The sequence below is a fragment of the Paraburkholderia sp. genome (assembly GCF_028283785.1).
Classification (GTDB): domain Bacteria; phylum Pseudomonadota; class Gammaproteobacteria; order Burkholderiales; family Burkholderiaceae; genus Paraburkholderia.
The window spans coordinates 15111-39372 of the sequence record NZ_JAPWKB010000018.1 but is presented as its reverse complement, the minus strand read 5'-3'; the positions used below and the strand labels follow the sequence as shown (position 1 = coordinate 39372).

Below are 24262 nucleotides of genomic sequence, written 5' to 3'. Positions count from 1 at the left end.
GCATCCAGAGCGCGCGTCCAGCAAAGGAACGCCGGGTCTGTCGCAGTGAGCATCGCGCGACGGGTTTTCGTTCGGTAGGAATTGAAAGAGTCGTGTCTGAAAATGATCTCAGCTGAAGGCCTGAAAGAAATCGATCGCGCGATCGCGAAGTATCCCGCCGATCAGAAACAGTCCGCCGTGATGGCGGCATTGGCCGTTGCTCAAGAAGAGCATCGCTGGCTGTCGCCCGACCTCATGCAGTTCGTCGCAGATTATCTCGGCATGCCGGCTGTCGCCGTGCAGGAGATCGCGACGTTCTACACGATGTACGAGACATCGCCGGTCGGCAAACACAAGATCACGCTCTGTACCAACCTGCCGTGCCAGCTCGGTCCGGACGGTGGTGCTGACAAAGCCGCCGAATATCTGAAGCAGAAGCTTGGAATCGATTTCGGCGAAACGACCGCTGACGGCAAATTCACGCTGAAAGAGGGCGAGTGCATGGGTTCGTGCGGCGATGCGCCGGTACTGCTGGTGAACAACCATCGCATGTGCAGCTTCATGAGCCGCGAGAAGATCGACCAGCTCCTCGAGGAACTTTCGAAATGACGTCTCTCCACGATCGTCACATCAAACCGCTGATTCTCGCCGGCCTGAACGGCGACAACTGGCATCTCGAAGATTACGTCGCGCGCGGCGGTTACAAGCAGCTGCGTAAAATTCTGGACGAGAAAATTCCGCCCGAGCAGGTGATCGCCGACGTCAAGGCGTCGGGTCTGCGCGGCCGTGGCGGTGCGGGTTTCCCGACCGGCCTGAAGTGGAGCTTCATGCCGCGTCAGTTCCCCGGCCAGAAGTACCTCGTCTGCAATTCGGACGAAGGTGAACCGGGCACGTTCAAAGACCGCGACATCCTGCGCTGGAATCCGCACGCGTTGATCGAAGGCATGGCCATCGGCGCTTACGCGATGGGCATTACGGCCGGGTACAACTACATCCACGGCGAAATCTGGGAAGTCTTCCGGCGTTTCGAAGCTGCGCTCGAAGAAGCCCGCGCCGCAGGTTTCCTCGGTCAGAACATCATGGGTTCGGCGTTTTCGTTCGAACTCCACGCGCACCACGGTTACGGCGCCTACATCTGTGGCGAAGAAACCGCGTTGCTCGAATCGCTGGAAGGCAAGAAAGGCCAGCCGCGCTTCAAGCCGCCGTTCCCGGCGAGCTTCGGCGTGTACGGCAAGCCCACCACGATCAACAACACCGAGACGTTCGCAGCGGTGCCGTTCCTGCTCGCAGTCGGCCCGCAGAATTATCTCGAGATGGGCAAGCCGAACAACGGCGGCACGAAGATCTTCTCGATCTCCGGTGACGTCGAGCGTCCGGGCAATTACGAAATCCCGCTCGGCACGCCGTTCGCGACGCTGCTCGATCTGGCCGGCGGCATGCGCGGCGGCAAGAAGATCAAGGCGGTGATTCCTGGCGGATCGTCGGCACCGGTGATCCCGGGCAACATCATGATGAACACGGATCTCGATTACGATTCGCTCGCGAAGGCCGGCTCGATGCTCGGTTCCGGCGCGGTGATCGTGATGGACGAAACGCGTTGCATGGTGCGCTCGCTGCTGCGTCTGTCGTACTTCTATTACGAAGAATCCTGCGGTCAGTGCACGCCGTGCCGCGAAGGTACCGGCTGGCTGTATCGCGTGGTGCATCGTATCGAGCACGGCCAGGGCCGCAAGGAAGATCTGGACCTGCTGAACTCGGTCGCTGAAAACATCATGGGCCGCACGATTTGCGCGCTCGGCGATGCAGCGGCCATGCCAGTGCGCGGCATGCTCAAGCACTACTGGGACGAATTCGAATATCACGTCGCTCACAAGCACTGCCTGACCGATGGTCACGCGCATGCCGGAGCAGCGTCGGAGACAGTAGCGGCCTGAAGTTGAGCGTGATAGGGCGGGTCATTGCGCGTTGAAAGAGGCGCGACCATCGGCCGCAGTGACAGTTTTTTAAAAAAAACGAACACACGCGGCAAGTCACGAACAGCATCGATAACCGCGAGCATCATGCGGCATACCGGATAAACCGGCAGCGCATGAACGGGCGAACGAATGAGCGGTAACAGGTTAAGGAAGATTAACCACCATGGTTGAACTTGAAATAGACGGCAAGAAGGTTGAGGTCCCTGAAGGCAGCATGGTGATCCAGGCTGCGCATAAGGTGGACACGTACATTCCTCACTTTTGCTATCACAAGAAGCTGTCCATCGCGGCGAACTGCCGGATGTGTCTGGTCGACGTCGAAAAGATGCCGAAGGCCGTGCCCGCATGTGCGACGCCGGTGTCGGCAGGCATGATCGTGCGCACGAAGTCGGAGAAGGCGGTCAAGGGGCAGCAGTCCGTGATGGAATTCCTGCTGATCAACCACCCGCTGGATTGCCCGATCTGCGATCAGGGCGGCGAGTGTCAGTTGCAGGATCTGGCGGTGGGCTACGGCAAGTCGTCGTCGCGTTACAGCGAAGAAAAGCGCGTCGTGTTCCACAAGAACGTCGGCCCGCTGATCTCGATGGAAGAAATGTCGCGCTGCATTCACTGCACGCGCTGCGTCCGTTTCGGCCAGGAAATTGCCGGCGTCAAGGAACTCGGCATGCTCGGCCGTGGCGAGCACTCGGAAATTACGTCGTTCGTCGGCAATACGGTCGATTCCGAACTGTCGGGCAACATGATTGACCTGTGCCCGGTCGGCGCGCTGACCAGCAAGCCGTTCCGTTACAGCGCCCGTACGTGGGAACTGTCGCGCCGCAAGTCGGTGAGCCCGCACGATTCCGTCGGCGCGAACCTCGTCGTGCAAGTGAAGAACAACCGCGTGATGCGCGTGCTGCCGTTCGAAAACGAAGCCATCAACGAATGCTGGCTGTCGGATAAAGACCGCTTCTCGTACGAAGGCCTGAACAGCCCGGAACGCCTGACCAGGCCGATGCTGAAGCAGGACGGCAAGTGGATCGAAACCGACTGGCCGACCGCGCTCGACTACGTCGTGAAGGGCCTGAAGGGCATCACCGACGACCACGGCGCCGACGCGATCGCCGCACTGTCGAGCCCGCACAGCACGGTCGAAGAACTGTTCCTGCTGAAGCAACTCGCGCAAGCCGTCGGCACGCCGAACGTCGACTTCCGTCTGCGTCAGTCCGACTTCTCTGCACCGGTCGAAGGCGCGCCGTGGCTCGGCACGCAGATCGCGAACCTGTCGATGATCGACTCCGCGCTGGTGATCGGCTCGAACCTGCGTCGCGATCATCCGCTGTTCGCGGCGCGTTTGCGCCAGGCCGTGAAGGCCGGTGCAAGCCTCACGCTGCTGCAAGCCACCGACGACAACGCGTTGATCCCGCTGGCCAAGCGCATCGTCGCGGCACCGTCGGCATGGCTGAACGAACTCGCCGGTATCGCGGCAGCCGCAGCGGAAGCGCGCGGCGAAGCGTTGCCGGACGCGCTGGCCGGCGTCGAGGCGACGGAAGCGCAGAAGCGCGCTGCGTCGTCGCTGGCAGTCGGCGACACGCGCTTGCTGCTGATCGGCAACAGCGTCGTGCGTCATCCGGACTTCGCTCGCATTCACGCCATTGCGCAATGGATCGCCGAAGCCACCGGCGCGACGCTCGGTTTCCTGACCGAAGGCGCGAACACGGTGGGCGCGCATCTGGTCGGCGCATTGCCGGGCAACGACGGTCTGAACGCACGTGAAGTGTTCGAGCAACCGCGCAAGGGTTACGTGTTGCTGAATCTCGAACCGGAATTCGACGCGGCCAACCCGGCGCAAGCGCTGTCCGCGCTGAATCAGGCGGAAATGGTGGTCGTGATGTCGCCGTTCCAGACCGGTGCCGAGTACGCAGACGTGTTGCTGCCGATCGCGCCGTACACGGAAACGGCCGGCACTTTCGTCAACGCGGAAGGCACGGTGCAAACCTTCAACGGCGTCGTGCGTCCGCTGGGCGACGCGCGTCCGGCATGGAAGGTGTTGCGCGTGCTGGGCAGCCTGCTCGGCTTGCCGGGTTTCGAGTTCGACACGGCCGAAGAAGTACGTGATGCCGCGCTCGGCAACGCCGATCTCGCGTCGCGTCTGTCGAACAAGGCCGGCGTCGCGATCGGTCGCGGCACCGCGGCTACGACCGCCGAAGGCGCGTTCGAACGTATCGCCGACGTGCCCATTTACCACGCCGACGCGCTCGTGCGTCGTGCGCCGTCGCTGCATCTGACGGCTGCTGCCCGTACCGCGAATTCGGCGGGTCTGCCGGCGGCGCTGTTCGACAAGCTGGGTTTGAAAGACGGCGACGCAGTGCGTGTGCGCCAGGGCGAGCTGTCGGTGGAACTGCCGGCTGTGCGCGATGCGAATCTTGCGGAGACGGTCGTGCGGGTATCGGCGGCTACGGCGGCCGGTGCAGCGTTGGGCAGCCTTTTCGGTGAACTGCTGGTGGAGAAGGCGTAAATGAGCTTGTTCGATACGATCAACTCGGGCGGTAGCCAACTGCTTGGCGTCGCATGGCCCACGGTGTGGGCGCTGGTGCGCATTCTGGTGGTGGCCGTCGTGATCCTGCTGTGCGTGGCGTACCTGATTCTCTGGGAGCGCAAGCTGATCGGCTGGATGCACGTGCGGATCGGGCCGAACCGGGTCGGTCCGGCCGGTTTGCTGCAACCTATCGCCGACGTGCTGAAGCTGCTGCTGAAAGAAGTGATCCAGCCGAGCCAGGCAAGCCGCTGGATCTACCTGATCGCGCCGATCATGGTGGTGGTTCCCGCATTCGCGGTCTGGGCGGTGATTCCGTTCCAGGCGGGCGCGGTGCTGGGCGACATCAACGCCGGTCTGCTGTACGCGATGGCGATCTCGTCGATCGGCGTGTACGGCGTGATCCTCGCCGGCTGGGCGTCGAACTCGAAGTACGCGTTCCTCGGCGCGATGCGTGCGGCGGCGCAGATGGTGTCGTACGAAATCTCGATGGGCTTCGCGCTGGTCGTCGTGCTGATGGTGTCGGGCAGCCTGAACCTGTCGGACATCGTCACGTCGCAAGAGCGCGGCATTTTCGCGAGCTACGGCGTGACGTTCCTGTCGTGGAACTGGCTGCCGCTGCTGCCGATGTTCGTCGTCTACTTCATCTCGGGCATCGCGGAAACCAACCGTCACCCGTTCGACGTGGTCGAAGGCGAGTCGGAAATCGTCGCGGGTCACATGATCGATTACTCGGGGATGGCGTTCGCGCTGTTCTTCCTCGCCGAGTACATCAACATGATCGTGATCTCGGCGCTCGCGTCCACGCTGTTTCTCGGTGGCTGGAGCGCACCGTTCGGTTTCCTGACGTGGATCCCGGGCGTGTTCTGGCTGGTGCTGAAGACATTCATGCTGTTGTCGGTATTCATCTGGGCGCGTGCTACGTTCCCGCGCTATCGCTACGACCAGATCATGCGTCTGGGCTGGAAGGTGTTTATTCCGGTGTGCGTGGTGTGGCTGGTGGTGGTCGGTTTCTGGATCATGTCGCCGTTGAATATCTGGAAATAAAGGGCGGATGACCCCATGACCGCAATCCAAAACTTCTTCAAGACATTCTTTCTGGTCGAATTGCTTAAAGGTCTCGCGCTGACCGGACGTTATACGTTCCAGCGCAAGGTCACGGTGCAGTTCCCGGAAGAGAAGACCCCGATGTCGCCGCGTTTTCGCGGCCTGCATGCGCTGCGCCGCTATGAGAATGGCGAAGAGCGCTGCATCGCATGCAAGCTGTGCGAAGCGGTGTGCCCGGCGCTGGCGATCACGATCGAATCCGAGACGCGCGCGGACAACACCCGTCGCACGACGCGTTACGACATCGATCTGACCAAGTGCATCTTCTGCGGCTTCTGCGAAGAAAGCTGCCCGGTCGATTCGATCGTCGAGACGCACATTCTCGAATATCACGGCGAAAAACGCGGTGATCTGTATTTCACCAAAGACATGCTGCTGGCAGTCGGCGACCGCTACGAAGCGGAAATCGCCGCCAACAAGGCAGCCGACGCCCCGTATCGCTAAACCGCTGGTGCTGGATGCTGTACCGGCCTGAAGTCAGGCCGACCGCCGTGGTGGTGTCGCTGCGGCAGGGCGCACCTGTGCCAACACAATGCCTGACGATGGCCTAACGATGAACCGGTAATCATGGAATTCACGACCGTACTGTTCTACATCTTCTCTCTGCTCCTGGTAGTTTCGGGGCTGAAGGTGATCACCTCGCGTAACCCGGTGTCGTCCGCACTGTTTCTCGTGCTGGCGTTCTTCAACGCAGCCGCGATCTGGATGCTGCTGCAAGCCGAGTTCCTCGCGATCCTGCTGGTGCTGGTGTATGTCGGCGCGGTCATGGTGCTGTTCCTGTTCGTCGTGATGATGCTGGACATCAACATCGACGTGCTGCGCAAGGACTTCCGGCGCTTCGTGCCGATGGCCACGCTGGTCGGCGCGATCATCGTGATCGAAACCGCGCTGATCCTGTGGCGCGGCTTCGGCGCGACGGTCACGCCGCTGCGCGATACGACCGCCGCCGTCAACGGCGCGGCCGACTGGTCGAACACGCGTCTGATCGGCAAGATCATTTATACCGATTACATCTTCGCGTTCGAAGTGGCCGGTCTGGTGCTGCTGGTCGCGATCATCGCGGCTATCGCGCTGACCACGCGTCACGCGAAAGACAGCAAGCGTCAGAACGTGAGCGATCAGGTGAAGGTGCGCGCGAAAGATCGCGTGCGTATTGTCAAGATGGCGTCGGAAAAAACAGCGGCAACGCTGGCGGCCGAAGAAGCCGCTGCTGCCGCCGAAGCGGCCGCAGCTGCAGCGGCCGAGTCGACCCCGGCCAAGAACGGCTGAGCGGACAGAGGAGATAACTATGTTGACCCTTGCTCACTACCTCGTGCTCGGTGCGATCCTGTTCGCGATCAGCATCGTCGGTATTTTTCTTAACCGCCGCAACGTCATCATCATCCTGATGGCAATTGAATTGATGCTGCTGGCGGTCAATACCAACTTCGTCGCGTTTTCGCATTATCTAGGCGACGTGCACGGCCAGATTTTTGTGTTCTTCGTGCTGACCGTTGCGGCCGCTGAAGCCGCGATCGGCCTTGCAATTCTGGTGACCCTGTTCCGGAGCCTCGACACGATCAACGTCGAAGATCTGGATCAGCTCAAAGGTTAATTTCAGGGCAACGCTATGTCCACGACACTCAATGAAAATCTCTTGCTTGCGGTTCCGCTTGCACCTCTGGCCGGCTCTCTGATTGCAGGGCTGTTTGGTAAAGCCGTCGGGCGCGCTGGCGCGCACACGGTCACGATCCTCGGCGTCCTGATCTCGTTCATCCTGTCGGCCGTCGTGTTCTTCGACGTGCTGAACGGCGCGAGTTTCAACGCGACCATCTACGAATGGATGACGGTCGGCAAGCTGAAGTTCGAAATCGGCTTCCTGGTCGACTCGCTCACCGCGATGATGATGTGCGTCGTGACCTTCGTGTCGCTGATGGTGCACATCTACACGATCGGCTACATGGCCGAAGAAACCGGTTACCAGCGTTTCTTCTCGTACATCTCGCTGTTCACGTTCTCGATGCTGATGCTCGTGATGAGCAACAACTTCCTGCAGCTGTTCTTCGGCTGGGAAGCGGTGGGCCTCGTGTCGTACCTGCTGATCGGCTTCTACTTCACGCGTCAGAGCGCGATTTACGCCAACATGAAGGCGTTTATCGTGAACCGCGTCGGTGACTTCGGTTTCCTGCTGGGCATCGGTCTGCTGCTCGCGTTCGCCGGTTCGATGAACTACGGCGAAGTGTTCGCGAAGCGCAACGAACTGGCGGCGCTGAGCTTCCCCGGCACCGATTGGGGTCTGCTGACGGTCGCGTGTATCTGCCTGTTCATCGGCGCGATGGGTAAGTCGGCGCAATTCCCGCTGCACGTGTGGCTGCCCGATTCGATGGAAGGCCCGACGCCGATCTCCGCACTGATCCACGCGGCAACCATGGTCACGGCCGGTATCTTCATGGTCACGCGGATGTCGCCGCTGTTCGAACTGTCGGACGCCGCGCTGTCGTTCGTGACGGTGATCGGCGCGATTACCGCGCTGTTCATGGGCTTCCTCGGCATCGTCCAGAACGACATCAAGCGTGTGGTCGCGTACTCCACGCTGTCGCAGCTCGGCTACATGACGGTCGCGCTTGGCGTGTCCGCGTATCCGGTTGCCGTGTTCCACCTGATGACGCACGCGTTCTTCAAGGCGCTGCTGTTCCTCGGCGCGGGTTCGGTGATCATCGGCATGCACCACGATCAGGACATGCGCAACATGGGCGGTCTGCGCAAGTACATGCCCATCACGTGGATCACGTCGCTGGTCGGCTCGCTGGCGCTGATCGGCACGCCGTTCTTCTCGGGCTTCTACTCGAAAGACTCGATCATCGACGCGGTGAAGCTGTCGCATCTGCCGGGTTCGGGTTTCGCGTACTTCGCGGTCGTCGCGAGCGTGTTCGTCACGGCGCTGTATTCGTTCCGCATGTATTTCATGGTGTTCCACGGCAAGGAGCGTTTCCGCGGTCCGAAGCATCCGGAATCGCCGATGGCGATCGAAGCCGCCGCTCACGCGCACGATGCGCACGGTCACGATGCGCACGGTCATGACGATCACGGTCACGACCACGCACACGTGCCGCACGAAACGCCGTGGGTCGTGTGGATGCCGCTGGTGCTGCTGGCCATTCCGTCGGTGATCATCGGCGCGATCGGTATCGGCCCGATGCTGTTCGGCGACTTCTTCCAGCACGGCGTCGCGTTCGACAAGGTCATCTTCATCGGCGAGAACCATCCGGCGCTGCATGAAATGGCCGAAGAGTTCCAGGGCTGGGCGTCGATGGGCTTGCACTCGGTTGCAGGGCTGCCGGTGTGGCTCGCGCTCGCAGGCGTGCTGGTCGCATGGTTCCTGTATCTGGTGCGTCCGGAACTGCCGGCCGTCATCAAGCGTGGCTTCGGTCCCATCTACACGCTGCTCGAGAACAAGTACTACCTGGACAAGTTCAACGAGGTCGTGTTCGCACGCGGCGCGGTGGCGCTGGGTCGCGGCCTGTGGAAAGAGGGCGACGTCGTGGTCATCGACGGTATCGTCAACGGCAGTGCCCGCTTCATCGGATGGTTTGCGACCGTGATCCGCTTCCTCCAGTCCGGGTACATCTATCACTACGCATTTGCCATGATCATCGGCATGCTCGGGCTCCTGACTTTGTTTGTCACACTCGGCGGCAAATAAGGCGAGGGACACTAATGCACGCATATCCGATACTCAGTACCGCAATCTGGTTACCGATCCTGTTCGGCCTGGTGGTTCTTGTGATCGGTTCCGACAAGAACCCGGGGCCGGCGCGTTGGCTTGCACTGATCGGCTCGCTGATCAGCTTCATCGTCACGCTGCCGCTGATTTCCGGGTTCGATTCGAGCACGGCTGATTTGCAGTTCGTCGAAAAGGCGAACTGGATTGAACGTTTCAACATTTCGTATCACCTCGGCGTCGACGGCATCTCGATGTGGTTCGTCGTGTTGACCGCGTTGATCACCGTGATCGTCGTCATTGCTGCATGGGAAGTGATTACGAAGAACGTCGCGCAGTACCTGGCGTCGTTCCTGATTCTGTCGGGCATCATGGTCGGCGTGTTCAGCGCAGCCGACGGCATGCTGTTCTATGTGTTCTTCGAAGCGACGCTGATCCCGATGTACATCATCATCGGTGTGTGGGGCGGGGCGAACCGCGTCTACGCGGCGTTCAAGTTCTTCCTGTACACGCTGATGGGCTCGCTGCTGATGCTGGTCGCGCTGCTGTATCTTTACACGCAAACCGGCACCTTCGACCTCGCCACATGGCAGGAGGCGAAGATCGGGATGACGCCGCAGATACTGCTATTCATCGCGTTCTTCATGGCGTTCGCGGTGAAAGTGCCGATGTTCCCGGTCCACACGTGGTTGCCCGATGCGCACGTCGAAGCGCCGACGGGCGGCTCGGTCGTGCTGGCCGCGATCATGCTGAAGCTCGGCGCATACGGTTTCCTGCGCTTCTCGCTGCCGGTCACGCCCGACGCCAGCCATTTCCTCGCGCCGGTCGTGATCACGTTGTCGCTGATCGCGGTGATCTACATCGGTTTCGTGGCAATGGTCCAAACCGACATGAAGAAGCTGGTCGCGTATTCGTCGATCGCTCACATGGGCTTCGTCACGCTCGGCTTCGTCATCTTCAACCAGCTCGGCATGGAAGGCGCGATCATTCAGATGATTTCGCACGGTTTCGTGTCGGGCGCGATGTTCCTGTGTATCGGGGTGCTGTACGACCGGATGCACTCGCGTCAGATCGCCGATTACGGCGGTGTCGTCAATACGATGCCGAAGTTCGCGGCGCTCGTGATGCTGTTTTCGATGGCCAACTGCGGCTTGCCGGGCACGTCCGGTTTCGTCGGTGAATTCATGGTGGTGCTGGCTGCGGTGCAGTTCAATTTCTGGATTGCGTTCGGCGCGGCATTCACGCTGATTCTCGGCGCGGCGTACACGCTGTGGATGTACAAGCGCGTGTACTTCGGCGCGATCGCCAACGAGCACGTCAAGACGCTGAAGGACATTAATCGCCGCGAGCTTTCCATGCTGGTGGTTCTGGCGGTGCTGACGCTCTATATGGGCGTCTATCCGAAGCCTTTCACCAACGTGATGCACGTATCCGTGGAAAACCTCCTCTCCCACGTAGCGCAGTCGAAGCTGCCGTTGTCACAGTAATACCGAGCGGAGGACTTTAAAGATCATGCAAAACGCCCCTATGAGTGCTCTGCTACCCGACGCGCTGCTGATGATTGCAGTGGTCGTCGCGTGGCTGAACGACACGTTTTTCGGCCAGGCTGGCCGTCGTACCACCTATTTCATCGCGCTGTTCTCGACGCTGATCGCCGGCATCTGGTTCGGCGTGAATTCGCTCGATCCGCAGGTGCATTACTTCTTCTCGCGGATGTACGTCGTCGATCCGTTCGCCAGCCTGATGAAGGCCGTGGTGGCGCTCGGGTACGCGGTGTCGATCGTCTATTCGCGCAAGTACCTCGAAGACCGCGACCTGTATCGCGGCGACTTCTTCCTGCTCGGCATGTTCTCGCTGCTCGGCCAGCTGGTGATGATTTCGGGCAACAACTTCCTGACGCTGTATCTCGGTCTGGAACTGATGTCGCTGTCGCTGTACGCGATCATCGCGCTGCGCCGTGAAGTCGCGCAGTCGAACGAATCGGCGATGAAGTACTACGTGCTCGGCGCGCTCGCATCCGGTTTCCTGCTGTACGGCATCTCGATGCTGTACGGCGCAACCGGTTCGCTCGAACTGAACGAAGTGCTGAAGGCGGTCGCGTCGGGTCGCATCAACGACGTCGTGCTGCTGTTCGGCGTGATCTTCGTGGTCGCGGGCATCGCGTTCAAGATGGGCGCCGTGCCGTTCCATATGTGGGTGCCCGACGTGTATCAGGGCGCACCGACCGCGATGTCGCTGATCGTCGGCGGCGGTCCGAAGGTGGCGGCATTCGCGTGGGGCTTGCGCTTCCTCGTGATGGGTCTGCTGCCGCTGGCCGTCGACTGGCAGGAAATGCTGATCATTCTGGCCGCGCTGTCGCTGATCGTCGGCAATATCACGGGTATCGTGCAGCGCAACGTCAAGCGGATGCTCGCTTACTCGGCCATCTCGAACATGGGCTTCGTGCTGCTCGGTCTGCTGTCCGGCGTGGTGGACGGCAAGGCCAACGGCGCGGCGAGCGCGTACGGTTCGGCGATGTTCTACAGCATCGTCTATCTGGTCACGACGCTCGGCACCTTCGGCATCATCATGCTGCTGTCGCGCCGCGACTTCGAAGCCGACACGCTCGAAGACTTCAAGGGCTTGAACCAGCGTAGCCCGGTGTTCGCGTTCGTGATGATGGTGATGATGTTCTCGCTCGCGGGCATTCCGCCCGCCGTGGGCTTCTACGCGAAACTCGCGGTGCTGCAGGCCACGATGAACGCCGGTCTGACCTGGCTGACCGTGCTGGCTGTGATCACGTCGCTGTTCGGCGCGTTCTATTACCTGCGGGTCGTCAAGCTGATGTATTTCGACGAACCGGTCGACAAATCGCCGATCGAAGCCGATACCTGCGCGCGCACGCTGCTCGCGCTGAACGGTGTCGCCGTGCTGGTCCTCGGTCTCGTGCCGGACCCGTTGTTGAAGGCTTGCTTGCAGGCAATCACGCATACCTTGCCGCTCTGATGTCCGCAGCAGGCTGGTTTATCGTGTTGTTGGCGCTGGTCGGCGCCAACCTGCCATTCCTGAACCAACGCCTCTTCGCCGCCGTGCCGCTCAAGGCGGTGAAGAAGAGCGGGTGGCTGCGGATCGCTGAACTGATCGTGCTGTATTTCATCGTCGGTGCGCTCGGCTTTATGCTCGAAGCGCGCGCCGGAAATCGCTTCGATCAAGGCTGGCAGTTCTACGCGATCACGTTCTGTCTGTTCGTGGTGTTCGCGTTCCCCGGATTCACATTCCAATATCTCTTCAAACGTCGCTGACGGCTCCGGCCGTCGCGCTTCCCGCTTTCCAGAGGACGCCCATGGCTGAACTACCGAACCACGACGCCGCGCTCACCGAGACCTGTCTGGACAGCCAGACGGTCCATCAAGGTTCGTTCCTCACGCTCAAGCGCGACACCGTCCGCCTGCCGGACGGCAAGCAGGCGACCCGCGAATACGTCAAGCATCCGGGCGCGGTGATGGTGATCCCGATGTTCGACGACGGTCGCGTGTTGCTGGAAAGCCAGTACCGCTATCCGATGGGCAAGGTGATGGCCGAATATCCGGCCGGCAAGCTCGATGCGGGCGAACCCGCGCTGGCCTGCGCGAAGCGTGAACTGCTCGAAGAAACCGGCTATACCGCCAGCGAGTACGTGTACCTGACCCGCATCCATCCGATCATCTCGTACTCGACCGAATTCATCGACATCTACCTGGCGCGCGGACTGACCGCGGGCGAGCGCAAGCTCGACGAAGGCGAATTCCTCGAACTGTTCACCGCCACCGTCGACGACGTGTCGGAGTGGGTGCGCACCGGTCAGATCACCGACGTCAAAACCATCATCGGCACGTTCTGGCTGGAGAAACTGCTTTCCGGCGCATGGCCGACAGGCAAGCCCGAGCAGGACTAAACTGGCCACTTCGTCACGACTTCAAATTATACGAACGACCGTTCACAAATTTGGATTTTACGATACACTCATCAGCAAGCCCCGATTCCACATGAAGGTCCTCGATTTACAGTGTTCGCACGGTCATCGGTTCGAAGGCTGGTTCGCTTCCACCGACGATTTCGAATCGCAGCAGTCCCGCAAGCTGGTCGAATGTCCGCTTTGCGGCGCGAACGAAGTCAGCCGTTTGCCGTCCGCGCCCCGGCTGAATCTGTCGGGCGCATCGGCGCGTCAGGCGCCGTCGCAGGCGTCGGGCGGAGCGGGCGTGGCTGACATGCAGGCGCGCGTGATGCGCGCGTTGCGCGAGGTACTGGAGAAGACCGAGAACGTGGGCGACCGCTTCGCCGAGGAAGCGCGGCGCATTCACTACAACGAAGCGCCCGTGCGCAACATTCGCGGTGTCACCACACCGGACGATGCGCGCGCCTTGGTCGAGGAAGGCATCGAAGTGATGCCGTTGCCGATCCCGGCAGCCCTGAAGGAACCGCTGCAATAACGCAGGGTTTCCTGGCGCGGGACGCGACGGCCAGGAGACACTGCGCATGAATCTTGACTATTCCCCCGCCGACGACGCGTTTCGCGCCGACATCCGCGCGTGGCTCGAAGCGAATCTGCCTTCGGCGCTGAGCGCAAAAGTTCTCGATCACAAACGGCTCAACCGCGACGACCTCGCGAGCTGGCACGCGCTGCTCGGCACGCGCGGCTGGTCGGTGTCCGCGTGGCCGAAGGAATATGGCGGCCCCGGCTGGAATGCCACCCAGCGTCATATCTGGGACGACGAATGCGCACGCGTCGGCGCGCCGACGGTGCTGCCGTTCGGTGTATCGATGGTGGCGCCGGTGCTGATGAAGTACGGCAACGAAGCGCAAAAACGGCACTATCTGCCGCGCATCCTCGACGGCACCGACTGGTGGTGCCAGGGCTATTCGGAACCCGGCTCCGGCTCCGATCTCGCATCGCTGCGAACCCGCGCCGAACGCGTCGGCGACCACTACCTCGTCAACGGCCAGAAAACCTGGACCACGCTCGGCCAGCACGCCGACATGATGTTTTGCCTCGTGCGTACCGACAGCGGCGTGAAGAAGCAGGAGGGCATCTCGTTCCTGCTGATCGACATGAAGACGCCGGGCATCACCGTGCGCCCGATCATCACGCTCGACGAAGATCACGAAGTCAACGAAGTGTTTTTCGAAGACGTGAAAGTGCCGCTCGACAATCTGGTCGGTGAAGAGAACCGTGGCTGGACCTACGCGAAGTATCTGCTCGGCCACGAGCGCACCGGCATCGCGCGGGTCGGGCAATCGAAGCGCGAACTGGTGTTCCTGAAACGCATCGCGCTCGATCAGCAGAAAAACGGCAAGCCGCTGCTGCACGATCCGGTGTTCGCGGCGAAAGTCGCGAGTCTCGAAATCGAACTGATGGCGCTCGAAGTCACGGTCCAGCGCGTCGTCGCGAATGAAACCGACGGACGCGGACCGGGACCGGAAGCGTCGATGCTGAAGATCAAAGGCACGGAAGTGCAGCAGGCGCTGACCGAACTGATGTTCGACGCAGTGGGTCCGCTTGCCGCGCCGTTCGACGTGCCGTTCCTCGAAGGCGAGCGCGCGCACAGCGTCGCCGGTGACGACGACGCCGCGCCGCTGGCCGCGTACTACTTCAACTACCGCAAAACGTCGATTTACGGCGGTTCGAACGAAATTCAAAAGAACATCATCGCGCAGATGATTCTGGGACTTTGAGGAGCGGCGCATGGACTTCACTTTTACCGACGAACAACAGCAATTCGCCGACGCGCTGCGCCGCTATCTCGACAAGCATTACGGCTTCGAAGCGCGTCAATCCATCGTGCACACCGAAGCAGGCGTATCGGATACCCATTGGGCCGCGATTGCCGAATTGGGTTTGACGGCGTTGCCGGTGCCGGAAGCGCAGGGCGGTTTCGACGGCAGCGCGGTCGATATGCTGGTGGTGATGCAGGAACTCGGACGGGCGCTCGTGATCGAGCCGTATTGGGCGACCGCGGTTGGCATCGAAGCGCTGCGTCTCGCCGGAACCCGGCACGGCGATGACGCCGCGTTGCTCGAACGCGCAGCGCAGGGCGAGATCAAACTGGCGGTTGCGTTTCACGAACCGCGCGCCCGCTACGACCTGTTTTCAGTAGAGACCGCCGCGTCGGAGCACGCGGGCGAGGTCACGCTGACCGGCACGAAATCGGTGGTGTTGCATGGCGCGCAGGCGGACTACTGGATCGTCCCCGCACGCGTGAACGGCGAGATCGCGTTGTACGTGGTGGCGCGCGACGCCGCCAACGTGCAGATCACCGACTACCGCACGATCGACGGGCAACGCGCCGCGACGCTCGGCTTCGACGGCACGCCCGCGCGGCGTCTCGCCGGCAGTCATGCGGGCGCGGCCGCGCTCGAACATATCGCGGATTACGGCACGGTGTTGCTGTGCGCCGAAGCGGTCGGCGCGCTCGACGCGTTGAATCATGCTACCGTCGAATACACCAAAACGCGCCAGCAGTTCGGCATGCCGATCGCCCGTTTTCAGGCGCTTCAGCATCGCATGGTCGAGATGCTGATTCACGCGGAACAGGCTCGCTCGGTCACGTATCTCGCGGCGGTCCGGTATGCGTCGGAAGACGCGGACGACCGGCGTCGCGCGGTGTCGGCGGCGAAAGTGCGGGTCGGTCAGGCCGCGCGTTTCGTCGGTCAGCAGGCCGTACAGCTGCACGGCGGCATGGGCGTCACGAACGAAGTCGCGGCCGCGCATCTGTTCAAGCGTCTCGCGATCATCGAAACCACGCTCGGCGACGTCGATCATCATCTCGCGCGTTTTGCCGCGTTGCCCGCGTTTGCCACAGCCGACGTCTGATCGTCGGTCACATGAGGAAAGAGGTCACTCCATGCGTATGAGTTTCGAAGATCTGGAAGTGGGATCGACGACGGTGATCGGCGAACATACGTTCACGCGTGACGAGATCGTCGCGTTCGCCGAACAGTTCGATCCGCAGCCGTTCCATCTCGACGAGGAAGCAGGCGCGAAATCGCCGTTTGGTGGGCTGGTGGCGAGCGGCTGGCACACGTGCTCGGTGATGATGGGCTTGCTGGTGCGCAACGCGATCGGCAATTCCACGTCGATGGGCTCGCCGGGTATCGACGAGATTCGCTGGCTGAAGCCGGTGCGTGTCGACGACACGATCACGATGAAAAACACCATCGTGGACAAGCGCGTCTCGGCCAGCAAGCCGGATCGCGGGATCGTCGAAACGCGTTGGGACGGCGTGAACCAGCACGGCGAAACCGTGGTCACGGTGAAGTCGAAAGCGCTGTTCGGCTTGCGCGATCCGGGCGCGGCCGTATGAGTGCGGTTCACGCGCGTATCACGGTGGCGAACGCGGACGCGCTGCGGGCGTTGATCGCCGACGGCGGCAGTGCGCCGCTGGTCAGCGACTGGCTGACGATCGATCAGCCCAGCGTCGATCGCTTCGCCGACGCCACCGGCGATCATCAATGGATTCACACCGACCCGGAACGGGCGCGCCGCGAATCGCCGTTCGGCGGACCGATCGCGCATGGCTTCATGACCTTGTCGCTGATTCCCGCGCTGCTCGAAAAGACGCTGAAGATCGAGCAGCGAATGGGCGTCAACTACGGTCTGAACCGCGTGCGGTTCACGTCGCCGGTGCCGGTCGGCTCGAACGTGCGGGCGAGCTTCGCGGTCGCGAGCGTCACCGATGTCGAAAACCACGGCGTCCAGGTGGAATGGAACGTGACGCTGGAGCGGCAGGGCAGCGAGCGCCCGGTGTGTATCGCCGCGTTCGTCACGCGCCACTACTTCTAGCGCGCAATGCGCGGCGGTTCAGCGCTTCGTATACTGCGTCGCGCCGAACAGCATCTCTTTGGCCTTGTCGTCCATCAAGGGCTTGCGCGCGTTGGCGAGCACGGCCACGCCGCGCTGTACGGCCGGACGCGCGGCGATCTCTTCGTGCCAGCGCTTCACATTCGGAAACGCATCGAGCTCGACGCCCTGGTTTTGCCACGAACGCGTCCACGGAAACGTCGCGATATCCGCGATCGTGTACGCGTCGCCGGCGAGAAAACGGTGCTTGTCCAACTGCGCGTCCATCACGCCGTATAGCCGGCGCGTTTCGTTCGTATAGCGATTGATCGCGTATTCGATCGGCTGCGGCGCGTAGACGCGGAAATGGTGCGTCTGACCGAGCATCGGCCCGACGCCGCCCATCTGGAACATCAACCATTGCAGCGTCGCGTAACGTCCGGCGGGATCGGTCGGCATGAACTGACCGGTTTTTTCCGCGAGGTATTGCAGAATCGCGCCGGATTCGAATAGCGAGAACGGCGTGCCGTCGGCGCTGCGCGGACCGTCCGGATCGACGACGGCCGGAATCTTGTTATTCGGACTGATGGCGAGGAAGGCCGGCGTGAACTGGTCGCCCGCGCCGATATCGACCGGATGCACGGTGTACGCGAGGCCGGTTTCCTCCAGCATGATGTGCACCTTGTGGCCGTTCGGCGTCGGCCAGCTGTAAACGTCGATCATCGTCACTCCTCGATTGCTATGGAAGCGTCGCCGCGGCTGAACACACGGCGTCGTTGCTGGCAAAAATTAGAGCACAGATCGAAAAACGCTGCCGACGACGGATCGCGCGGCAGCGCCTTGCACGACGCTACATTCAGCTCGCCGGTTCCGCGTAACGCGCGAGTTCGAGCTTCGCGATTGCGTTGCGATGCACTTCGTCGGGACCGTCCGCGAAACGCAACGTGCGCGCGAGCGTGTACGCATACGCGAGCGGGAAATCGTCGCTGAGGCCGCCCGCGCCGTGCGCCTGAATCGCCCAGTCGATTACCTGACACGCCATGCCCGGCGCGACCACCTTGATCATCGCGATCTCGCCGCGCGCGCCCTTGTTGCCGACCGTGTCCATCATGTACGCGGTTTTCAGCGTCAGCAGACGGGCCTGCTCGATCATGCAGCGCGCTTCGGCGAGACGTTCCTGCGTGACGCCTTGCGCGGCGATCGGCTTGCCGAACGCGACGCGCTTCAACGTGCGTTTCGCCATCAGTTCGAGCGCGCGTTCGGCGAGACCGATCAGGCGCATGCAGTGGTGAATCCGGCCCGGCCCGAGCCGGCCTTGCGCGATTTCGAAACCGCGTCCTTCGCCGAGCAAAAGATTGCCGGCCGGGACCCGCACGTTATCGAGCGACACTTCCATGTGACCGTGCGGCGCGTCGTCGTAGCCGAACATCGTCAACGGACGAAGCACGGTGATGCCAGTCGCGTCGGCGGGCACGAGGATCATCGACTGTTGCTGGTGACGCGGTGCATCGGCGTCGGTTTTGCCCATCACGATATAGACCGCGCAGCGCGGATCGCCCGCACCCGACGACCACCACTTGCGGCCGTTGATCACGTAATCGTCGCCGTCGCGCACGATGCTGGTCTGGATATTGGTCGCATCCGACGATGCGACGTCCGGCTCCGTCATCAGGAACGCCGACCGGATCTGCCCTTGCAGCAGCGGTTCGAGCCACGTGCGGCGGTTGTCGTCGCTGCCGTAGCGTTCGATGGTTTCCATATTGCCGGTGTCCGGCGCGCCGCAGTTGAACACTTCAGGCGCCCACGGCACGCGGCCCATGATCTCGCAGAGCGGCGCATATTCGAGATTGGTCAGTCCCGCGCCGCGTTCGGAGTCGGGCAGGAACAGGTTCCACAGACCGGCTTCGCGCGCGGCCTGTTTGAGCGTTTCGATCAGCTGCGTCGGCACCCAAGCGTTGCCCGCCTGACGATTGCTGGCGATCTCGGCGTAGAACGCCGTCTCGTTCGGATAGATATGCGTGTCGAAGAATGCCAGCAACTTTTCCCGGAGTGCCTGGACCTTCGGCGTGTAATCGAAATTCATGTGATGCCCTCGCGAAATGACGGAGTGACGCTGACTGAAATGTTTCGATGAGACAACGGATTCGGCGCGGGTGGCTTCAACGCACTTTTTGCGCGTATTGCCACGCGAGTTCGGCCATCGGACGCGCGCGCCGTCCGGCGTCGAGCGCCTGCGCGCTGGCTGCGGTGCCGTCCACCACGCGCTTCATGATCCCTTGCAGGATCGCGGCGATCCGGAACATGTTGTAGGCCAGATAGAAATTCCAGTCGCCACGGATTTCGAAGCCGGTGCGCGCGCAATAGCGCTCGACGTAATGGGCTTCGTCGGGAATGCCGAGCGCCGCCCAGTCGAGACCGGCGATGCCGCGAAACTGCGTGGGATCGACGTGCCATGCCATGCAGTGATACGCGAAATCGGCGAGCGGATCGCCGAGCGTCGACAGTTCCCAGTCGAGCACGGCGAGCACGCGCGGCTCGGTCGGATGGAAGATCAGGTTGTCGAGCCGGAAATCGCCGTGAACGATCGACACGCGGTCGGTCGAGTCGGCCGGCATGTGCTGCGGCAACCAGTCGATCAGCCGGTTCATCGCGTCGATCGGTTCGGTTTCGGACGCCTGATATTGCCGGCTCCATCGACCGATCTGCCGCGCGAAGTAATTGCCGGGCTTGCCGTAATCGGCGAGACCGAGCGCCGCGACATCGACGCGATGCAACGCCGCGATCACGCGATTCATCTCGTCGTAGATCGCGCTGCGCTGGTCGGGCGTCATGTCCGGCAACGATTGATCCCACAACACGCGACCTTCGACGAAGGCCATCACGTAAAACGCGCGACCGATCACGCTTTCGTCGTCGCACAGCGCAAGCATCTCCGCGACCGGCACGTCGGTGCCATTGAGTGCGTGCATCACGCGATATTCGCGTTCCACCGCATGCGCCGACGGCAGCAGTTTCGCGGCGGGGCCGGGCTTCGCACGCATCACGTACGCACGCGACGGCGTGATCAGCTTGAAGGTGGGATTGGATTGGCCGCCGGCGAACTGCTCGACGCTCAACGGTCCGGCAAAGCCGTCGACGTGTTGCGCGAGCCAGCCGGCGAGCGCGTCGGTGTCGAAGCGTTGCCGGTCGTTGACGGGGCGTGTGCCTTCGAACGCGGTGTAATCGGGGCGTTCGGTCTGATGCGCGGGTTCGCCAGTCTGTGCGGCGTCAACCATATGTCTCCTCCGTAATCGGCGCGGTATGCGCCGTGGTACTAGTCAGGACGTTGGTACTTCACGAACTGCGCGTACAGCATCTCCATCGTGGTGTTGCGAACGTCGCGATGCAACGGCGACGGCGGCGCGTAGTTGAGCATCCGCACGACCCAGTCGCGCGGCGATGCGCCGATGTCGAGTGCGTTGATACAGCCGGTGGCTTGCGACAGATGGCCGAAAAACGTGCGGCCGCCGGCCGTGATCGCATGCGACAGGATTGCGCGATTGACGCCGCCATGCAGCACCAGCAGCACGCAATCCCACGACGGATCGTCGCGCAACGCGGCAATGGCGGGCAGCACGCGATCGAACAGCTCGCCGATGGTCTCGCCGTCGAGAAAGCGCATGGTTTCCGGCACGATGCCGTCGAACACGCCGAGAAACGCGGCTTCGAGATCCTGCGCGGGAATCGCGCCGAGACGGCCGCCGCGAATTTCCTGCAACGCGGGCTGCTGTTCCAGTTCGATCGGCTGACCGGTTTGCGCGAGCACGCGATTCGCGGTTTCGATCGTGCGCGGCAAGCCGCTGACGATCACGCGGTCGAAGCGGATCTGCTGCTCCGAAAACACGCGGCCCGCCGCCGTGGCTTGTGCCCGGCCGTTTTCGTTGAGCGGCACGCTATCGGGATCGATGGCGCGGCCGCTCGCGTCGAAGTAGGTCACGTCGCCGTGGCGCATCAGGTAGATCCGGCGGCGTTTCGGCAACTGATAGTCGGGCATGGCGTTCCGGTGGGCTGTGAGCAGGGCGGCGTGGCTTATTTATAGACCGGCGCGCGTTTTTCGAGGAACGCGGTAATGCCTTCGAGGCCGTCGCGATGATGCAGCGACGCGACGAAGCTGTCGCGCTCCGCGCCGAGATGATCGGCCAGCGATTGCGCGCCTGCCGCCGCGACTAGCCCTTTGATGCGCGCGACCGCGTGCGGCGAGATCTTGCCGAGATCGTCGGCCCATGCGAGCGCGGTTCCGCGCACCGCACCCGCTTTCGCGACACGATTGACGACGCCGAGTTCGGCGAGCCGGGTCGCGACGATCGGCTTGCCTTCGATCAGCACTTCGGTGGCAAGCTGGCGCGGCAATGCGCGCGCGAGAAACCACGAGCCGCCGCCGTCCGGCGTCAGACCGACGCGTGCATACGACATCACGAATTTCGCGTCATCGGCGGCGACGATCAGGTCGCACGCCAGCGCAAGCGAGAAGCCCGCACCCGCCGCCGCGCCTTCGACCGCGGCGATGACCGGCTTCGACGATGCGCGCAATGCAGCGATCCATTCGCCGAGCAGATCGATGCTTTCGGCCTGCACCGACGGATCTTTCGCGCGATTTTCAAGCAGCCGGTTCAGGTTGCCGCCCGCGCAGAAGAACTGATCGGCGCCGGTCAGCACGATGGCCCGCACCGACGGATCGCGTTCGGCGGAATCGAGCGCTTCGATGCCGGCTGCATACATGTCCGGATGCAGCGCGTTGCGAGCGCCCGGATTCGACAGCGTGAGCACGAGCGTGGAGTCGCTTTCCAGCGGACGTGACGTAAGAAGTTCGGCGCTCATTGTGTGTGCTCCGTGGCGGTGTCCGCGCTTGCCGCGTCGTCTTGCGTCAACGACATGCCGAGTAGCGCGCGACGTGCGAGCCACGGCGACGGACGGTAACGCGGATCGCCGAGCACGCTGCCGATATTGCGCAGAATGTCGAGGATCGTGCGTGCGCCGAGCGCGTCGCCGAGCGCGAGCGGTCCGCGCGGATAGCCGAGACCGAGCGTGACGGCGAGATCGATATCTTGCGGTGTCGCGATCTGCTGTTGGGCGATATCGCAACCGATATTCACGATGGTGGCGACCACGCGCTGCGCGACGAAGCCGGTCGAATCGCGGATCACCGTGACCGGCACGCCGTCGTGCGCGAACAGTGCGTGCGCGGCGTCGCGCGACGCGCGGCTCGTGGCGGGTGTCGTCATCAGCGAGCGGCGCGATGCGCCGACCAGCGGAAACAGCGCATCGACCGCGACCACGCGCGATGCGTCCAGCGCTTCGTCGATCGCCGCCGTGGTTGCGTCGTGGCCGAACGGCGTGACGATCAGCAGGGAATCGGCGGACGGCGCGTCGTTGTCGTCGAGGCTGACGCCGGCTTGTTCGATGAGTTGCAGCACCGCGTTACGCGCGTCCGGATAACGCTTGCTGACCCACACGCGCGACGGCAGCGCCGTGGGCGCGGGCGCTTCTTGCGGCACCTGCTGCTTGCCGTCGACATACCGGTAAAAGCCCTCGCCGGTCTTGCGGCCGAGCAGGCCGCCTGCGAAGCGCGTGCCGGTGATCGGCGACGGCGTGAAGCGCGGCTCTTCGTAGAACTGGTGGTAGATCGATTCCATCACCGGATGCGACACGTCGAGCGCGGTCAGGTCGAGCAATTCGAACGGACCGAGGCGGAAACCGGCCTGCTCGCGCATGATCCGGTCGATATCGACGAAGCTCGCGACGCCTTCTCCGGCAATCCGCAAGCCTTCGGTGTTCATGCCGCGACCCGCGTGATTGACGATGAAGCCGGGCATGTCTTTCGCGCGAACCGGCGTGTGTCCCATGCGTCGCGCGAGATCCATCAGCGCGTCGCCGGCGGCGGGATCGGTGCGCAGACCGTCGATGATTTCGACGACCTTCATCAACGGTACGGGATTGAAGAAGTGATACCCGACGACGCGCGACGGGTCCGCGCATTCGGCGGCAATCGCGGTAATCGACAGCGACGACGTATTCGATGCGAGCACGCACTGACCACCGACCACGCTTTCCAGCTCGCGGAACAACGCGCGCTTCACATCGAGCTTCTCGACGATCGCTTCGATCACGAGATCGCAACCGGCGAGTTCGGCCACCGTGTGCGCGGCGCTCACATTGGCGAGCGCGGCCAGCGAGCGCGCCTGTTCGAGCTTGCCCTTGGTGACGAGTTTGGCGAAAGTGTCTGCGAGGTAGTCGCGCGCGGCGCCGATCGCGGCGGGATTGGTGTCGTACAGACGGACGCTCAGACCGGCCAGTGCGGCGATCTGTGCGATGCCACGGCCCATTGCGCCTGTACCAACAATGCCGATAGTCTCGATGCTGTAGTTGCGAGAGGTCATTGGGTTGCTCGACTCCATGATTATTTTAGAATAGCACGATCGTGCGGTTTGACGGACACTGATACGAAAGTCGCCCGCAGCAGACATCGGCGACACCAACATCACGATAACGGAGACGCTGAATGCTCAAGCTTTGCGGTTTTTCGCTGTCCAACTACTACAACAAGGTGAAGCTGGTGCTGCTCGAACACGACATCGCGTTCGAGGAAGTGCTGGTGATTCCGGGTCAGGACGAAGCGATGCTCGCGCATTCGCCGCTCGGCAAGGTGCCGTATCTGCAAACCGCGGACGGCGATCTGTGCGAGTCGCAACCGATCGTCGAATACCTCGCCGCGCGCTTTCCCGACAAAGCCATTTTCGCCCCCGACGCGTGGGACGCCGCGAAAGAGCGCGAGCTGATCTTCTTTATCGACGTGCATCTCGAACTCACCGCGCGCATGCTGTACGGCCAGGCGTTCTTCGGCGGCACGGTCAGCGACGGCACGAAGACGCGCGTCGAGAAGCTGCTTACGCATCATATCGCCGGATTCAAACGCCTCGTCAAATTCGACCCGTATCTGCGCGGCGACCGCTTCAGCGTCGCCGATGCCGCTGCCTTCGTCAGCTTGCCGCTGGTCGGCCTGGCCACGAACGCCGTCTACGGGCGCGACTTTCTGCTCGAAGCGGGAATCGACTGGAAAAGCTATGCGAAGACCATCAACGCGCGGCCGGCGGCGCAGCGCGTGATGGCGGACAAGAAGGCATATATCGCGGCGACGTCGAAGCCGCAGTGAA

At 62.4% G+C, this 24262-nt stretch carries 24 protein-coding genes; 18 read left to right on the top strand and 6 right to left on the bottom strand.

Annotated features, from left to right (window positions below; translation table 11 throughout):
- Nucleotides 1-102: 102 nt before the first annotated feature.
- The 17 genes from nuoE (at nt 103) to PW947_RS19955 (ending at nt 17075) form a co-directional block, all read left to right on the top strand.
- On the top strand, nt 103-588 hold the full coding sequence (gene nuoE / locus PW947_RS20035) for an NADH-quinone oxidoreductase subunit NuoE (RefSeq protein ID WP_299634112.1): 486 nt from the start codon (nt 103-105) through the stop codon (nt 586-588).
- Nucleotides 585-1913, top strand: a complete 1329-nt coding sequence (gene nuoF, locus PW947_RS20030) for an NADH-quinone oxidoreductase subunit NuoF (protein ID WP_299634111.1) — start codon at nt 585-587, stop codon at nt 1911-1913. Before nuoE ends, nuoF begins: the two co-directional genes overlap by 4 nt.
- 205 nt (nt 1914-2118) lie before the next feature.
- Nucleotides 2119-4452 carry an NADH-quinone oxidoreductase subunit NuoG gene (gene nuoG / locus PW947_RS20025; RefSeq protein WP_299634110.1) on the top strand — a complete coding sequence of 778 codons (2334 nt, stop codon included), beginning with the start codon at nt 2119-2121 and terminating at the stop codon, nt 4450-4452.
- A complete protein-coding gene (gene nuoH / locus PW947_RS20020; RefSeq protein ID WP_299634109.1) occupies nt 4453-5517 on the top strand; it encodes an NADH-quinone oxidoreductase subunit NuoH in 1065 nt (354 codons plus the stop codon). It begins immediately after the preceding gene.
- A gap of 15 nt (nt 5518-5532) precedes the next feature.
- A complete protein-coding gene (gene nuoI, locus PW947_RS20015) occupies nt 5533-6021 on the top strand; it encodes an NADH-quinone oxidoreductase subunit NuoI (RefSeq protein WP_299634108.1) in 489 nt (162 codons plus the stop codon).
- Between the two features lie 123 nt (nt 6022-6144).
- The gene (locus tag PW947_RS20010) at nt 6145-6846 is read left to right on the top strand and encodes an NADH-quinone oxidoreductase subunit J (protein ID WP_299634107.1); all 702 of its coding nucleotides are present in this window, start codon (nt 6145-6147) and stop codon (nt 6844-6846) included.
- A 19-nt stretch (nt 6847-6865) separates the two neighbouring features.
- Nucleotides 6866-7171 (top strand): NADH-quinone oxidoreductase subunit NuoK, encoded by a 306-nt coding sequence (nuoK, locus tag PW947_RS20005; protein ID WP_006052894.1) that lies wholly within the window; start codon nt 6866-6868, stop codon nt 7169-7171.
- 15 nt (nt 7172-7186) lie between these two features.
- Nucleotides 7187-9259 (top strand): NADH-quinone oxidoreductase subunit L, encoded by a 2073-nt coding sequence (gene nuoL / locus PW947_RS20000; protein ID WP_299634106.1) that lies wholly within the window; start codon nt 7187-7189, stop codon nt 9257-9259.
- A 14-nt stretch (nt 9260-9273) separates the two neighbouring features.
- Entirely contained in the window at nt 9274-10764 is a 1491-nt protein-coding gene (locus PW947_RS19995) for an NADH-quinone oxidoreductase subunit M (protein ID WP_299634105.1), read from the top strand.
- A 25-nt stretch (nt 10765-10789) separates the two neighbouring features.
- Complete coding sequence (gene nuoN / locus PW947_RS19990; protein ID WP_299634104.1) at nt 10790-12262, top strand: NADH-quinone oxidoreductase subunit NuoN; 1473 nt, start codon at nt 10790-10792, stop codon at nt 12260-12262.
- The gene (locus PW947_RS19985) at nt 12262-12558 is read left to right on the top strand and encodes a DUF2818 family protein (protein ID WP_299634103.1); all 297 of its coding nucleotides are present in this window, start codon (nt 12262-12264) and stop codon (nt 12556-12558) included. Before nuoN ends, PW947_RS19985 begins: the two co-directional genes overlap by 1 nt.
- Nucleotides 12559-12599: 41 nt before the next feature.
- A complete protein-coding gene (locus PW947_RS19980) occupies nt 12600-13190 on the top strand; it encodes an NUDIX hydrolase (protein ID WP_299634102.1) in 591 nt (196 codons plus the stop codon).
- Between the two features lie 91 nt (nt 13191-13281).
- On the top strand, nt 13282-13725 hold the full coding sequence (locus PW947_RS19975; protein ID WP_299634101.1) for a DUF1178 family protein: 444 nt from the start codon (nt 13282-13284) through the stop codon (nt 13723-13725).
- Nucleotides 13726-13771: 46 nt separating this feature from the next.
- Entirely contained in the window at nt 13772-14968 is a 1197-nt protein-coding gene (locus PW947_RS19970; protein WP_299634100.1) for an acyl-CoA dehydrogenase family protein, read from the top strand.
- Between the two features lie 10 nt (nt 14969-14978).
- Nucleotides 14979-16106: an acyl-CoA dehydrogenase family protein gene (locus tag PW947_RS19965; RefSeq protein WP_299634099.1), complete on the top strand. Its 1128-nt coding sequence runs from the start codon at nt 14979-14981 to the stop codon at nt 16104-16106.
- A 31-nt stretch (nt 16107-16137) separates the two neighbouring features.
- Nucleotides 16138-16596, top strand: coding sequence for a MaoC family dehydratase (locus tag PW947_RS19960; RefSeq protein ID WP_299634098.1), 459 nt, complete (start codon nt 16138-16140; stop codon nt 16594-16596).
- The gene (locus PW947_RS19955) at nt 16593-17075 is read left to right on the top strand and encodes a MaoC family dehydratase (protein ID WP_299634097.1); all 483 of its coding nucleotides are present in this window, start codon (nt 16593-16595) and stop codon (nt 17073-17075) included. The genes PW947_RS19960 and PW947_RS19955 overlap by 4 nt, the downstream gene beginning before the upstream one ends.
- A gap of 18 nt (nt 17076-17093) precedes the next feature.
- Here the strand turns inward: PW947_RS19955 and PW947_RS19950 are convergent, their stop codons facing one another.
- From PW947_RS19950 to PW947_RS19925, 6 genes are all read right to left on the bottom strand, one after another.
- Nucleotides 17094-17795, bottom strand: coding sequence for a glutathione binding-like protein (locus tag PW947_RS19950; RefSeq protein ID WP_299634096.1), 702 nt, complete (start codon nt 17793-17795; stop codon nt 17094-17096).
- Between the two features lie 133 nt (nt 17796-17928).
- Nucleotides 17929-19155 (bottom strand): acyl-CoA dehydrogenase family protein, encoded by a 1227-nt coding sequence (locus PW947_RS19945; protein ID WP_299634095.1) that lies wholly within the window; start codon nt 19153-19155, stop codon nt 17929-17931.
- A gap of 76 nt (nt 19156-19231) precedes the next feature.
- Nucleotides 19232-20347 (bottom strand): phosphotransferase, encoded by a 1116-nt coding sequence (locus tag PW947_RS19940; RefSeq protein ID WP_299634094.1) that lies wholly within the window; start codon nt 20345-20347, stop codon nt 19232-19234.
- 38 nt (nt 20348-20385) lie between these two features.
- Nucleotides 20386-21105 carry a histidine phosphatase family protein gene (locus PW947_RS19935; RefSeq protein ID WP_299634093.1) on the bottom strand — a complete coding sequence of 240 codons (720 nt, stop codon included), beginning with the start codon at nt 21103-21105 and terminating at the stop codon, nt 20386-20388.
- Nucleotides 21106-21140: 35 nt separating this feature from the next.
- Nucleotides 21141-21929 carry an oxepin-CoA hydrolase, alternative type gene (locus tag PW947_RS19930; RefSeq protein WP_299634092.1) on the bottom strand — a complete coding sequence of 263 codons (789 nt, stop codon included), beginning with the start codon at nt 21927-21929 and terminating at the stop codon, nt 21141-21143.
- Complete coding sequence (locus PW947_RS19925) at nt 21926-23488, bottom strand: 3-hydroxyacyl-CoA dehydrogenase (RefSeq protein WP_299634091.1); 1563 nt, start codon at nt 23486-23488, stop codon at nt 21926-21928. The genes PW947_RS19930 and PW947_RS19925 overlap by 4 nt, the downstream gene beginning before the upstream one ends.
- Nucleotides 23489-23610: 122 nt before the next feature.
- On the opposite strand from PW947_RS19925, the gene PW947_RS19920 reads away from it, so the two are divergent.
- Complete coding sequence (locus PW947_RS19920) at nt 23611-24261, top strand: glutathione S-transferase (protein WP_299634090.1); 651 nt, start codon at nt 23611-23613, stop codon at nt 24259-24261.
- Nucleotide 24262: the final 1 nt, after the last annotated feature.